This window comes from Nocardiopsis sp. Huas11, from assembly GCF_003634495.1.
In the GTDB taxonomy this organism is placed as follows: domain Bacteria; phylum Actinomycetota; class Actinomycetes; order Streptosporangiales; family Streptosporangiaceae; genus Nocardiopsis.
In genome coordinates, this window is record NZ_RBKY01000001.1 from 5325880 (window position 1) to 5338782 (window position 12903).

Below are 12903 nucleotides of genomic sequence, written 5' to 3' on the forward strand. Positions count from 1 at the left end.
CACTAGCGGGCGCCCTCGGTGTCGGGCCGGCGCACGGTGACCCGGCGGATCCAGTCCAGCAGGTCGGCGACGACGAGGTCGCGGTCGGTCTCGTTGAACAGCTCGTGGCGCGCGCCGTCGTAGACCCGGTAGACCAGGTCGGCGACTCCCGCCTCGCGGTAGCGCTCGACGAGCTGGTCGCTGAACGCCAGCCCCTGGTTGAGGGGATCACGGTCGCCGACGAGCACGTAGACGGGGGTGTCCTGGGGGACGCCGAAGGGATTGGCCAGCCGCCCCATGGCGGCCGCGGTGAGCCCGTCCATGCCCTCGGCGTCCAGGGCGAAGCCGCACAGCGGGTCGGCCATGTAGGCGTCCACCTGGGCCTGGTCGCGGCTGATCCAGTCGGCCGGGGTCCGCGCCGGCTGGAAGGGGGCGTTCAGGGCGGTCAGGGGGTCGGTGCCCTGCCGGGCCAGGTCCACCAGGAGCAGGTCGACGGCGGTGGTGCCGCTCAGCGCCACGCCGTCGGCCAGACGGGGGTGGTCGAGCAGGTACTGCTGGGCGGCGAACGAGCCCAGGCTGTGGCCGAGCAGGACCAGGGGCAGCCCGGTGTGGCGCTCGCGCAGCAGGCGCGAGAGCGCGGCGACGTCGGCCACCAGCAGGCTCCAGCCGTCCTCGCCCAGGACACCGGGGCCCGCGTGCATGGTCGCGCCGTGGCCCCGGTGGTCGTTGGCGTACACGGCGTACCCGCGGGCGTTGAGGTCCGCGGCGAGCGGGGCGTAGCGCAGGGCGTGCTCGCCCATGCCGTGCGAGATCTGGACGATGCCGCGCAGGGGGCCGTCCGGGACCCACGCGTGCACGTGGACCGTCAGGCCGTCGGCGCTGGTGAAGGTGAACATGGGGGCTCCTGTCGGGAGGGTCGGCGGGGACGCGCCGACGGTTCGACCGGCGCCGGACCGGCGCCGGGACCGGACACTCGCCGGTCGCCCTACCGCCAGTGTGGCCACGACGCGGCTCCCTGCCCATGTACGGCTTCCCAACGATCCGCCGGCTTCCTTGGAGAGCGCTCCAGTACCCCGGCCGACGGACGAAAACGGTTGTGGGTCGGGGCGTGCGCTTTGCTAGGTTCGGCGCAGGGCGGGCCGTGGGACTTGACCGCGACTTCCGAGAACTGCCTATGAAGCACCATTCACGCTGTTCGCGCCGACGATCCCCGGCCCGCCCCCGTCCCCCGGCAGGAGCACTCCCGATGACCGACACCTACGCCGACCTGCTCGCGTGCGAGGACCTGCTCCTCTTCGCCGGGGCCGCGACCGCCGCCACCGGCCGGCGCGAATTCCACTCGGGCGCCGACGACCAGCGGCTGTCCATGGACTTCCTGCACGACTACGTCCACCAGACGCTGCCCGACCTGTACGCGATGACGCTGGCCCTGCACATCAACGACCACCACGCCGCCCGCGTCGTCCACACCCTGCTCGGCCACCCCCGGCCCGGCGCCCCCGCCGAGGAGCGCGCCCGCGAGAACGGCCTCATCCGCAGGCGGCTGGCACGGATGCCGCCGCAGCGGGTGTACCGCCTCTTCCGGCGGCTGGCCGAGGACCGGGTGAACAACCGCCGTACCCGCGCCACGATGCGCGACTGGCTGAGCGCGCGCCCCCACCTGGACCTGGACGCGCTCAAGTACCGCTCCGGACTGCACGCGGCCGCGCGCCACGCGCGGCTCCCGCTGCCGCCGGACGTGGACCGGTTCCTGTTCTCGCGCACCTCCCGGCGGCGCCGGATCCGGTACGACTCCGCCCTGCTGCGGGCGCACGGCCGGGCCCACTACTCCGCCCAGGACGCCTACGACCTGCCGTACACGGTCGCCGAGGGATTCGCCGCGCACCACCGGGTGCCGCGCGAACGGTTCCTGGAGCGCGTCCGCGCGCGCACCACCCGCGCCGAACGCCTGCGGTTGGACTCCGCGACCCGGCGGGCGGGCGTCGAGTCGCGGGTGGACCTGGGCGCGATGCCCCTGCTGCGCCTGTGCGTGTACGTGCTGGGGATGCCGATGGCCGAGCGCGAGGAGCGCCGCCGTGAACTCCAGGAGGCACTGACGCGGGCGGCGCGGCGCGTGGCCGGCCCCCTGGCGGGCACCTGGCCGACCACGGTGGCGGTCCTGGACGACAGCTACTCCTCGTCCGGTTCGCCCGAGCGCCGCAACCACCCGCTCGCCGCGGCGCTGGCCTGCCACCACCTGCTGCACGCGCTCTCGCCCCGGGCCACGAGCCGGTGGCTGTCCGGGCACACGGACGCGCTCACGGTGCGGCCGCTGGGACCCACGCTCCTGGCCGAGGCGGTGCTCGACGCCGTGGAGTCGCGCCCCGACCGGGTCGTCATCGTCTCCGACGGACACGACGACCATCCGCCGCTGCTCTCCGACGCGCTCACGGTGTGGCGCCGACGCCTGGACCCGGACCGGGCCACGACGGTGGTGCACCTGAACCCGGTGTTCGACTCCGACGGACTGAGCCTGCGCCCGCTCTCCCCCGCCGTGCCGACCATCGGGCTCCGGGACCCTGACGCCCTGCCCTCCCTGGTGGAGCTGGCCCGTTTCGGCGAGGGACGGCTCGGCCTGGCCGACCTGCGCGCCCACATGGAGGCCACGGCCGCCGCCTACCTGGAGTCCGACACGTGACCGCCCTCCCCACGCCCCGCCTCGACCTGGACGGTCTCACGGTCGGTCCCGACGCCCGTTGGGGCAGCGTGCGCCTGGTACCGCTGCTGCGCGCCGCGCCGATTCCGGGACTGCGCCTGCACGGCCGCGTGGACGAGGACGGTCGTGTGGACGGGGGCAGCCGCGCTGTCGCCGCGCGGCCGAACGGGACGCGCGAGGTCTCCTACGTCCCGCACTCCTACGCGGCCCCGTGGGACGAGGAAGCGTGGGGCGGTTTCACCTACGGCACGCAGCTGGTCCCGGTCGAGCCGAGCGCCGCCGGGCCCCGCCGCGAGGCCGCGCTGCTCCGGCGGCCCGGGCGCGGCCGGCCCGGCCGGGCGGGCTTCCTGCCGCTGCACCTGGCCGTGGAGGGCTACCTGTGCCTGCGGTTCGGCGCCCCGACGTTCACGTGGGCCGACTGGTCCCGCTCGACCGTGCGCCACGGACCCGGCGCACGGTCGGACACGTTCGTCTCCGGCGAGGACGTGGCCGGCCTGGCCGAGGCCCTGCGGGTGTTCGAGATCCACCGCGACCAGTGCGGCGTCGCGGTCTACGTCGCCGACACGCTGGCCTCCGTGCACGTGTACCCGTGTGCGGAGGACTACCGGGCCCTGCACCACGGCCTGCTGCTGGACCTGTTCGCCGACACCATGTACACCTACGGCCTGATGTACCCGGACGCCCCGGTGCACTACGACCCGATCGATCCGGAGTCCGTCCGCGACCTGGGCGACCTGCGCCGTGCGGTGGCGGCGAGTCGGGCCGCGACGGCGCGCGTCCACGACGGGCTGCTGCGGACGTCGCTGACCGACGGCCATGAGTTCGAGCGCGTGCAGGAATGGCGGGGCTTCACGACCCACCGCTTCTTCCCGGAGTTCTCCCGGCAGGGCGAGAACCACGTCGGTGAACTCGTCACCGACGCCGAGGGCCGCACCGCGCTGCTCCAGACCTTCCGGCTCTCCCCCGCCCAAGTGCGCCGGGGCCACCTGCTGCGGACGCTGGAGGAGAACGAGTGGTCGGCGCCGATGGCGGCGCGCGACCTGCGCACGTCCGAACCGGACCTGCTCGACCGCCTGCGGCGCGCGGGCCTGGGTGCGCTGCTCGCCCCCGGGCTACTCTCCCGCCACCGCCGCGCCCGGGCGTGATCCGGGGCCGACGGCGTTCTCACACGCGTGAGCGCCACGTCCCGGGGCGGGGCGCGGCGCCCTGTCACTGCTCGTTCCCTCCGGGTTCGCTCCCGGTGGAACTGTGCGGTTCGATGCCAGGTCGCACCTCCCTTCCACCGGGACGGGTCGCCGTCCGACAGGCGCCCGCGTCCCCGGGTCTCCTACGTCAATGGGAGCACGCACCGCGTCGAGCGTCCACACTACGGCCACAATCGGCCATAAGTGCAGGTCAGAGCAACCATTCGCCGGATCGGTCGGCGATGTGCGCGGGTGGCCGCACGTCGGCGGGCAGCAGCGGGTCCGCCACCGGGCGGCCCCAGCGCGTGTGCAGGGGCAGTTCCCCCGCCCACAGGCCGAGCGCGGCGTCGGCGCTCTCGCCGTCCTCGGGCGGTCCGGAGCTGGTCTTGACCGAGGCCTCCTCCAGGGACAGCGCCAGCAGAGCCGTGGCGGCGAGCTCCTTGCGGCTGGGGCGGCGCGCGTAGTCCCACTGGCCGGGCGCGGCCTGCTCGGTGAGCAGGCGCAGGCCCTCCAGTTTCTCGTCGGCGTCCCGTACCAGCCGCGGGACGCCGCGGATTATGGCGCTGCGGTAGTTGACGCCGTGCTCGAACACCGAGCGGGCCAGGACGAGGCCGTCCATGTGGGTCACCGTCACGCACACGTCGGTGCCGGGCGCGTCGGCCAGACTGCGACCGGCCACCGACCCGTGGACGTAGAGGGTCCGTTCGTCGGCTCCGTAGACGGTGGGCACGACCATGACCGATCCGTCCACGACCACGCCCAGGTGACACAGGAAGCCCGCGGCCAGGATCGCGTCCAGGTCGGCGCGGTACGGGCTCCCCTGCTCGCGCAGGCGCCGGTGACGGGTCCGTTCGGTCGCGGACAGGGACGGGAGGTCGGTGTCGGTCATGGTCGCTCTCTCGACGGGGGCACAAAACTCGACTCAGGCTATCGATTTCGTTGCGTCAACACCATGCTTCGCGTGAATCCATGGCGAACGAGGATTCTTCCAACGATATCCAAACCCTCCCCTGCCCATCGCTCATCGCGCGGCCAGCGCTGTCCTTTACCTCCAAATCCGCACGTTTTGCCTGGTAGCGGACATCATGGAGGAGAGGTGGTGGGCATGGTCAGCACGGTGTGGCGCGGCACCCTCACAGTGGGGCTGCTGTCGCTGGGGGTCAGTCTGTACAGCGCGCGCGAGCGGCACGGGCCGACCATGCACCAGTTCGTCCGCGGGACGAACCACCGGGTGCGCTACCGGAAGGTGGACGAGGAGACCGGCAAGGACGTCGGCTCGCGCGACATCGTCAAGGGCGCCAAGGTCGACGGCGACGAGTACGTGATCCTGGAGCCGGAGGACCTCTCCGGCCTGGCGCCCGGCAAGTCCCGGACCATGGAGATCACCGGGTTCGTCCCGGCCGACTCCGTGGACCCCGTCTGGTACTCCAACGCCTACTTCCTGTCCCCGCAGGACCAGTCCGCCGCCAAGCCCTACCGGCTGCTGTGCGCCGTCCTGGAGCGCACCGGGCGGGCCGCACTGGCGACCATGGTCATGCGCGACCGCGAACACCTGGTCCTGGTCGATCCCCAGCAGGGCGTGCTGACCGCCAACACCCTGTTCTGGCCGGACGAGATCCGCACCCCCTCGGACGTGATGCCGCCCGTCGCCGAGGCCGACATCTCCGAGCGCGACCTCGGCCTGGCCGAACAGCTGGTGGAGGCGATGGCCCAGGACTGGGACCCCGAACAGCACGAGGACGTCTACCAGAAGCGGCTCCAGGAGCTGATCGAGGCCAAGAGCGCCGGACGCAAGGTCCGCCACGCCGATGAGCGCCCCGTCCAGGAGGGCACCGTCGTCGAGCTCACCGACGCCCTGCGCGCCACGCTCAAGGAGCGCAAGGGCGGTCGCGCCCGCGCGCCCGAGCCGCGGCGGTCCGAGGAGTCGGCGGCCGGGCGCACCCCGGCCAAGAAGGCGCGCACGTCGAAGAAGAAGAAGGCCTCGGCCCCCGAAGTGGACCTGGAGGGCATGACCAAGAAGGAGCTGCTGCGGCGGGCCCAGGAGCTCGACGTGCCGGGACGGTCGAAGATGTCCCGGGAGGATCTGGAATCGGCCGTACGGGAGCGGATCTCGGCCTGACGGCGCCGGCACGCCCAAGACAGGCCCACCGGCCCCGACCCGGCGCGGGAGGGGAGCTCAGCCCGAGGGGGTCCGCCGCTCGACGTCGAGCCCCTCGGGGACCTCCGCCGGCCCCAGGTCCGGGCGGACCCGCACGAACCGCACCACGTGCCGCCACTTCCCCGCCGCGGTACCGGTGTCGGACTCGACCTCGACCACGGTCTCGGGGACCACGCCCTCATGCGGCGGGGCCTCGCCGCCGCGCCACCGGGACGGCGCCGCCACCCGCTCGCCCGACGGCGTCAGCAGGGGCGCCGTCTCCTCCCGCTGGGCGGGGGTGAGGTCGCGCGTGCGGCCGACCACCCGCAGCTCCCCCGTGTCGGGATCGCGGCGGCCGAGAACCAGCGCCTGGGGGCGCTCCACCGAACCCACGGCCCCCACGACCACCGCCTCCGTGGTCACCGCGTGCTTGTACTTACGCCAGCCCCGGCGGCCCGACTCGTAGACACCGTCGACGGACTTGACGACGAGCCCCTCGATGCCGACCCCGCCGAGCCCCTCGTACCACTCCCGCGCGGTCTCGGGGTCGTCGGTCTGCCACGTCAGGTCCAGGTGCGGGTCGTGCCCCTCGGCGAAGAGCCGCGCCAACCGCCCGCGCCGGTAGGACAGCGGCCGGTCCCGGATGTCCCGCCCGTCCACGCGCAGCAGGTCGAAGGCGACGAAGTGGGCGGGCTCGGCGCGGGCCAGTTCCAGGGCCCGGCGCGCCCCGACGGTGTTGCGGCGCAGCAGGGCGTCGAAGCTGAGTCCGCCGTCGAGCCAGCACACGATCTCGCCGTCCATCAGCAGACCGCCGGGCAGGCTCTCCAGGGCGGCCGCCAACTCCGGCCAGCGCCGGGCGGTCATCTCGCCCGAGCGCGAGACGATCCGGGTCGGCGCGGTGCCGGCCCGGGTCCGAAAACCGTCCCACTTGGGCTCGTACACCAGGCCCGGACCGGTCGGCAGCTCGGCCGTGACCCGGGCGAGCATCGGCTCTGGATCCACACCCGGGTCATGCCCGCGCCGCCCGGACGCAACCACACCCGCCCAGGTCAGCGCACCTGCGGCAGCAGGACCTTGAGCATCCGCGACCGGATCGCGCCCCGACCGCGCCCGAACTCGGCCATCAGTTCCGTCACGCTCGCCCCCTCGTTCGCCCGGGCCACCAGGCGCGCGTCGTCCTCCTCCGTCCACGGGGCGTAGGCGTTGGGGTGCCTGCGGCGCTCGCGCTCCATGTGCGCGGCCAGGGACCGGTGGGTCTCGTTGTCCGCGTCGACCGCGCCGTGTGCCGCGGCCTCCAGGAACAGCCGCCCCACGCGCGCCAGGTCGTCGGCGGGCACCTCGCCCTCCAGGCGGGTGAGGATCTCGCCGTCCCGGTCGCTGCCCAGCACCTCGACGGCCAGCCGGCCGTCGCCGGTGGACTCGGTCACCAGTTCCCAGCGTTCACCGTCGACCTCGAAGGCCACCTGTGAGCGTTCCGGCCCTTCGGCCGCTGCGCGCTCGGACACCGCATCCACCACTTTCCGGCTCCTCTCCGCCATCGTCGGACGCAGAGTAGCCAGCCGACCGTGCCCCGTCAGCGCTCTGACCGGAACCGGTCACCCCCGCCTTGCCTCCCGAAGTCCCATGGTCATACGTTTTGCGTTGATCGAGTGGTTCTCCGAAAGCGAGAGTGGGACGGTCATGCGGATCCTTGTCGTGGGTGCGGGCGCGGTCGGCGGGTACTTCGGCGCCCGCCTGGTACAGGCGGGCCGGGACGTGGACTTCCTCGTCCGGCCTCCGCGGGCCCGGCTGCTGGCGGAGAAGGGCCTGCGGCTGACCACGCAGGACGGGGACACCGAGACCGTGCCCGTCTCGCCCGTCACGGCCGACCGGCTGGCACCCGACTACGACCTGGTGATCGTGGCCGTGAAGTCCTACGGCCTGGACGAGGCGCTCAAGGACCTCGCGCCCGCGGTGGGCCCGCGCACCGTGGTGGTGCCCTTCCTCAACGGCATGCGCCACCTGGACGCCCTCGTCGAGCGGTTCGGGGCCGACCGGGTCTACGGCGGGGTGAGCCTGGTCCAGACCCGCCTGGACGAGGACGGCGGCATCGTGCAGGTCGGCCCGCTGGCCGACCTGGTCTACGGCCCGCTGTCGGAGCGGCCCGTGGTCGGACCGGACGAGGTGCACGCCGCCCTGGACTGCGGCGGCTACGCCGCGCGCCGGAGCGAGAACATCCGCCGGCGCATGTGGGACAAGTGGGTCTTCCTGGCCAGTCTGGGGGCCTGCAACTGCCTGATGCGCGCTCCCGTGGGCCGGATCAACACCGTGCCCGGCGGGCCGGAGTTCACCTCGGGCATGGTCGAGGAGGCCGTGGCCGTGGCCACCGCCTCGGGGTTCGCGCCCGGCGAGGCGATGCTGGAGCGCACCCGGACCATGGCCTCGGACACCACGGCCACGACCACGACCTCGATGTACTGGGACCTGACACAGGGCAACCCCGTCGAGGCCGACCACATCATCGGCGACCTGGTCGCGCGCGGCCGTGAACTGGGCGTGCCCACACCGCTGTTCTCGCTCGCCTACACCCACCTGTGCGTCTACGCCGCCGGGCGGTAGTACCGGCGGCCTGTGCCCGTGCGCGCCCCGGTCCCGGCCGGGGCGCCGGGGCGCGGCGGGGTCGGCCCACCGCGCCCGGCGACCTCGGGGCGGCTAGCCGAAGATCCCCTGGCCGGGGGCGAGGATGCCCGCCGGGTCGTGGGCGGCCTTGGCCGCGGCGAAGTCGTCCCACGCCGGCCCGAAGTGCGCCCGCCAGTCGGCCCGGTCCATCGGGATGCTGCCCACCGGGTACTGGAACCCCCCGGCGTCGCGGACCCTCTCGTACAGGGCGCGGTTGGCCTCGACCATGGCGGCGTTGTCGGGTACCCCGGGGGCGGGGGTGGCCGTCTTGAGCAGCGCGAACAGGAAGACCACCGGTTCGTCGGGCACCCGCGGCAGGGTCGTGCCCAGCGGTTCGCGCCGGATCGGGTACAACAGGACGACCCCGGTGGGACCGACGTCCTCCTGGGTCATCTCCGCCAGCGCCGAGGCCGCCAGGGCGTCGAAGGCGCCGGAGGGCACGAAGACGTTCCACCAGGGGTGGGGGTCGTACCAGGCGCCGATCGACTTCAGGAACTCCACCGACGGAGCGAGCCGGTCGGCGAAGTCGAGGTAGGGCAGGTCCTCGGTCTCGGCGTCGGCGCGGGTGTCGGACAGGTCCGCCAGCAGGACCTCGTCGTCGGGCGGCGCGGAGCCGTCGTGGAAGGCGACCGCCTCCAGCATGAAGCGCCACCCCGCCCCGCCCTCGGGCAGTGACTGGGCCTGGCCCTCCAGGTAGTCGAACCGGCCGTCGGCCAGCACGAGCCGCTGGTCGGCGGTGAGGGCCTCGACGGTCTCGTAGTACAGGTGGTACAGGCGCACCGTCTCCGGCGCGGGCGCCAATCGCACGGTGGCGCCGACGATGACCGCGCACTGCCCGAGGCCGCCCAGGACGGCGTGGAACAGTTCGGGCCGCTCACCGGGTGAGCAGCGCAGCCGCCGCCCCTCCCCCGTCACCACGTCCAGTTCCACGACGGTGTCCACCTGCAGGCCGTGGTGCTGTGTCGTGCCCCCGACCCCGCCCACCGCGAGGGTCCCGCCCACCGACAGCTCCAGGTAGTCGGTGAGCACGGGCGGGGTGAGGCCGTAGGGCAGGGCGGCGGAGAGCACCTGACTCCACCGCACCCCCGCGCCGACCTCGGCGCGGTCGTCGCCGACCACGAGGCGATCGAGTGTGGCCGTCTCGATGACCAGGCCCTCCTCGACCTGGGCCTGTCCGCGGGTGGAGTGGCCCTGTCCGCGCGCCGCGACCGGGATACGCCGGGCCCGGCAGTAGCGGACCATCCGCTCGACGTCGCGCACCGACCCCGGCCGCAGCACGGCACGGGGATGGCGGGACACGTCGTGGCCGAAGTCGTCCGCCGCGGCGGCGCGGGACTCCTCGTCGAAGACCAGCTCCCCGTCGAGCGCGGGTACGCGATCCTCCTCCGCCAGGGAGGCGTCGTCGGCCCAGGCCCGGGCCAGGGGGTCGAATCCGGTGGCGACCACTCCCGCTGCCAGTCCCGCCACAAGGGTCCTGCGGCTCACGCTGTATTCCATCGTGTCCCGTCCGTGCCGTCGATTTGCACTTGGCGGGGAAATCCTAAAGGCCCCCTGTGGGCCGACGGGCGGAACAGAGCGGATGTGCGAAGATGGGTGCTGGAACATGTGGTGACTTAACGCGATCAAGCCAGGCGGTCGCACGCGTGTGCCGGGAATCCGTTCGGTCGGGAGCGGCGATGCGTTCCAGCGCGCCGCGTGAGGGAAAGGCGATCACCATGGCGCCGGATGTCAGGTCGTCCGACGATGGCTGGGCCGCGCGTGAACGTGGTCAGGCGAGCGCCTACGACCACATCGGCGAGCATTACGACGAGGCCTTTCCACACAAGGACATCCAGGTCAAGAGCACCCGGGCGCTCATCGACCGACTCCCGCGCGGTGCCCGGGTCCTCGACGTGGGCTGCGGCACGGGCGTGCCCACCGCGCAGAGCCTGACCGAGGCCGGGCTGTCGGTGACCGGCGTGGACATCTCCCCGGTCATGCTCGACATCGCCCGGCGCAACGTGCCCGAGGCCGAGTTCGCCCAGGTGGACCTGGTCGACCTGAGCCCCGAACAGTGGGGCACCTACGACGCCGTGGTGGCCTACTTCGCCCTGCTGCACCTGCCGCGCGCGCACGTGCCCCACGCCCTGTCGATCCTTCGGTCGATGCTGGAGCCCGACGGCTGGTTCATGCTGTCCATGGTGGAAGCCGACGTCGACGACCTCCCCATTCCCTTTCTCGGCCACCATGTGCGCGTGACCGGATACTTCCGCGATGACCTGCGCGGTCTGCTCACCGAGGCGGGATTCACCATCAACGAGGAGGAGACGGCGTCCTACGCCCCCTCCAGTGCTCAGGCCGACCCCGAGATCCAGCTGTTCTTCACCTGCCGCAGGACCCACTGACACCCGACGGCCGCCCACCACGATCATCCGGCCCGCCGGTGTGTCCGAAATTCAGCCAAAGATCGCGCACGGAAAGCGAAAAAGGAGCGTCAAGCCGCCGGAATTCCCCGTCGAGCGCAGAAAGCCGAAGTGATGGATCCCAAGACCTCGGACCTCTTCGACACGGCACGCGAGTCCGCCCGGGAGCGCACCGCCGTGCGGGAGCGTGTGCGGTTCCTCAACGAGGCCGCCACTCGTATCGGGGCCAGCATGGACATGCGCAAGATCGTCCGTGAACTGGTCGGAGCCGTCGTTCCGCACCTGGCCGACGCCGCGACCGTCCACCTGCTCGACGCCCTGCTGCCCGGACCGCACCTGGACGTGGAACTGCCCGACGCCGTGGGGTCGCTGACCGCTCCGCTGCGCCGGGTCGCGGTCGTGCACAACGGGGTCGAGGCCCAGATGTGGCGCACGGTCGTCCCGGAGGAACAGGTCCACGTCATGCCGCCCTCCAACCCCGTCCACCGGGCGATGGCGGAGGCCTGCGCGGTCCTCGTGCCCCGCATCGACCACGAGATCGCCGCCATGCTGGACCGGACCCACACCACCGGCGACCTCACACCCCTGATCCTGGACCGGTCCCTGCTCGCCCTGCCCCTGACCGTGCGCGGCCGCGTCCTGGGCGCGGTCGTGCTGCTGCGTGAGCCCGGCCGGGAGCTCTTCGACGAGGTCGACACCCTCATGGCCGAGCAGTTGGCGATCCAGACGGGGCTGGCGCTGGACAACGCCCACATGTACCGGTCCGAGGCCAACGCCACCGACGCCCTCCAGCGCTCGATGCTGCCGGCCCTGCCGCCACGGCTCTCCTGCGCCGACATCACGCACCGCTACCGCAGCAGCAGCCACATCGCGCAGGTCGGCGGGGACTGGTTCGACGCCATCCCGCTGTCGGGCAGCCGGGTGGTGTTCGTCGTCGGCGACGTCATGGGCCACGGTCTGCACTCGGCGGCGGCCATGGGGCAGTTCCGCACGGCGGTGCAGACGCTGGCCGCCCTGGACCTGCCGCCGGAACAGGTGCTGCGCCACCTCGACGACCTGGCGCAGCGCCTGGGCGAGGACTACGTGGCCACGTGCCTGTACTGCGTCTACGATCCGGTGGCCCGGCTGTGCACGATGGCCAACGCGGGGCACATCCCGCCGGTACTGGTCCGGGAGGGGCACGGCGCCGAACCGGTGCGGCTGCCCACGGGGGCGCCTATCGGTGTGGGCGGCGTGGCCTTCGAGTCGGCCGACGTGCGCGTCCACGACGGCGACGTCCTGCTGCTGTGCACAGACGGACTGGTCGAGGCACGCGGGCGCGACATCGAGAAGGGCCTGGCGGCCCTGTGCTCGGCCGCCGAGCGGCCGCTGCCGCTGGAGGAGCTGGGCGACACCATCCTCAGCGACCTGCGCACGGACGACCAGGAGGACGACGTGGCGCTGTTGTTGGCCCGCCTGCGCGGCGTGCCCTCGCGCCACGTCGCGCACTGGCTGATGGAACCGCGCCGCACCACCCCCTCGCGGGTCCGCCGGCTGATCCGCGCCACGCTCGCCGAGTGGGACCTGTCGGAGCTCACGGACGTCACCGAGCTGCTGGCGACGGAACTGGTCACCAACGCGGTCCGCTACGCCAACGGACCGATCGGGGTGCGGATGCTGCGCACCGACGCCCTGCTGTTCGAGGTCTCCGACGAGGACCAGCACCGCCCGGTGCTGCGCCGGGCCGAGGACACCGACGAGGGCGGCCGAGGGCTGCAACTGGTCAGTCGGCTGGCCAGACGATGGGGTGCCTCCGGCAAGACGCCGGGCAAGGTGGTGTGGTTCGAGCTCGACCTGGACGAGGGGTGA

Annotated in this window: 11 protein-coding genes; 6 read left to right on the plus strand and 5 right to left on the minus strand. The window is 72.9% G+C overall.

The window, feature by feature from the left end; translation table 11 throughout:
* Nucleotides 1-2 precede the first annotated feature (2 nt).
* Complete coding sequence (locus tag DFP74_RS24095) at nucleotides 3-875, minus strand: alpha/beta fold hydrolase (protein ID WP_121184989.1); 873 nt, start codon at nucleotides 873-875, stop codon at nucleotides 3-5.
* Nucleotides 876-1225: 350 nt separating this feature from the next.
* On the opposite strand from DFP74_RS24095, the gene DFP74_RS24100 reads away from it, so the two are divergent.
* Together DFP74_RS24100 and DFP74_RS24105 are read left to right on the plus strand one after the other, a co-directional pair.
* Nucleotides 1226-2656, plus strand: coding sequence for a hypothetical protein (locus DFP74_RS24100; protein ID WP_121184991.1), 1431 nt, complete (start codon nucleotides 1226-1228; stop codon nucleotides 2654-2656).
* Nucleotides 2653-3819: a hypothetical protein gene (locus DFP74_RS24105; protein WP_121184993.1), complete on the plus strand. Its 1167-nt coding sequence runs from the start codon at nucleotides 2653-2655 to the stop codon at nucleotides 3817-3819. The genes DFP74_RS24100 and DFP74_RS24105 overlap by 4 nt, the downstream gene beginning before the upstream one ends.
* Nucleotides 3820-4069: 250 nt before the next feature.
* Here DFP74_RS24105 and DFP74_RS24110 read toward each other — a convergent pair whose 3' ends face one another.
* On the minus strand, nucleotides 4070-4747 hold the full coding sequence (locus tag DFP74_RS24110; RefSeq protein WP_121184996.1) for a pyridoxamine 5'-phosphate oxidase family protein: 678 nt from the start codon (nucleotides 4745-4747) through the stop codon (nucleotides 4070-4072).
* Nucleotides 4748-4963: 216 nt separating this feature from the next.
* On the opposite strand from DFP74_RS24110, the gene DFP74_RS24115 reads away from it, so the two are divergent.
* A complete protein-coding gene (locus tag DFP74_RS24115) occupies nucleotides 4964-5977 on the plus strand; it encodes a Ku protein (protein WP_121188486.1) in 1014 nt (337 codons plus the stop codon).
* Nucleotides 5978-6034: 57 nt separating this feature from the next.
* Here the strand turns inward: DFP74_RS24115 and DFP74_RS24120 are convergent, their stop codons facing one another.
* A complete protein-coding gene (locus DFP74_RS24120) occupies nucleotides 6035-6997 on the minus strand; it encodes an ATP-dependent DNA ligase (protein ID WP_233571134.1) in 963 nt (320 codons plus the stop codon).
* Between the two features lie 47 nt (nucleotides 6998-7044).
* Nucleotides 7045-7500: a hypothetical protein gene (locus tag DFP74_RS24125; RefSeq protein ID WP_147453907.1), complete on the minus strand. Its 456-nt coding sequence runs from the start codon at nucleotides 7498-7500 to the stop codon at nucleotides 7045-7047.
* Nucleotides 7501-7675: 175 nt separating this feature from the next.
* Between DFP74_RS24125 and DFP74_RS24130 the strand changes: the two genes are divergently transcribed.
* Nucleotides 7676-8593: a ketopantoate reductase family protein gene (locus DFP74_RS24130; protein ID WP_199725770.1), complete on the plus strand. Its 918-nt coding sequence runs from the start codon at nucleotides 7676-7678 to the stop codon at nucleotides 8591-8593.
* A 93-nt stretch (nucleotides 8594-8686) separates the two neighbouring features.
* Here DFP74_RS24130 and DFP74_RS24135 read toward each other — a convergent pair whose 3' ends face one another.
* On the minus strand, nucleotides 8687-10138 hold the full coding sequence (locus DFP74_RS24135; RefSeq protein ID WP_233571135.1) for an FAD-binding protein: 1452 nt from the start codon (nucleotides 10136-10138) through the stop codon (nucleotides 8687-8689).
* A 191-nt stretch (nucleotides 10139-10329) separates the two neighbouring features.
* Between DFP74_RS24135 and DFP74_RS24140 the strand changes: the two genes are divergently transcribed.
* Together DFP74_RS24140 and DFP74_RS24145 are read left to right on the plus strand one after the other, a co-directional pair.
* Nucleotides 10330-11037, plus strand: a complete 708-nt coding sequence (locus DFP74_RS24140; protein ID WP_233571136.1) for a class I SAM-dependent methyltransferase — start codon at nucleotides 10330-10332, stop codon at nucleotides 11035-11037.
* A gap of 132 nt (nucleotides 11038-11169) precedes the next feature.
* Nucleotides 11170-12903 carry a SpoIIE family protein phosphatase gene (locus tag DFP74_RS24145; protein ID WP_121185004.1) on the plus strand — a complete coding sequence of 578 codons (1734 nt, stop codon included), beginning with the start codon at nucleotides 11170-11172 and terminating at the stop codon, nucleotides 12901-12903.

What these genes read in the sequence shown, in the direction of transcription:
- DFP74_RS24130 (WP_199725770.1), top strand. Translation starts at nt 7,676, where the DNA reads ATGCGGATCCTTGTCGTGGGTGCGGGCGCGGTCGGCGGGTACTTCGGC.
- DFP74_RS24095 (WP_121184989.1), bottom strand. Translation starts at nt 875, where the DNA reads ATGTTCACCTTCACCAGCGCCGACGGCCTGACGGTCCACGTGCACGCG.
- DFP74_RS24145 (WP_121185004.1), top strand. Translation starts at nt 11,170, where the DNA reads ATGGATCCCAAGACCTCGGACCTCTTCGACACGGCACGCGAGTCCGCC.
- DFP74_RS24100 (WP_121184991.1), top strand. Translation starts at nt 1,226, where the DNA reads ATGACCGACACCTACGCCGACCTGCTCGCGTGCGAGGACCTGCTCCTC.
- DFP74_RS24140 (WP_233571136.1), top strand. Translation starts at nt 10,330, where the DNA reads ATGCGTTCCAGCGCGCCGCGTGAGGGAAAGGCGATCACCATGGCGCCG.
- DFP74_RS24115 (WP_121188486.1), top strand. Translation starts at nt 4,964, where the DNA reads ATGGTCAGCACGGTGTGGCGCGGCACCCTCACAGTGGGGCTGCTGTCG.
- DFP74_RS24110 (WP_121184996.1), bottom strand. Translation starts at nt 4,747, where the DNA reads ATGACCGACACCGACCTCCCGTCCCTGTCCGCGACCGAACGGACCCGT.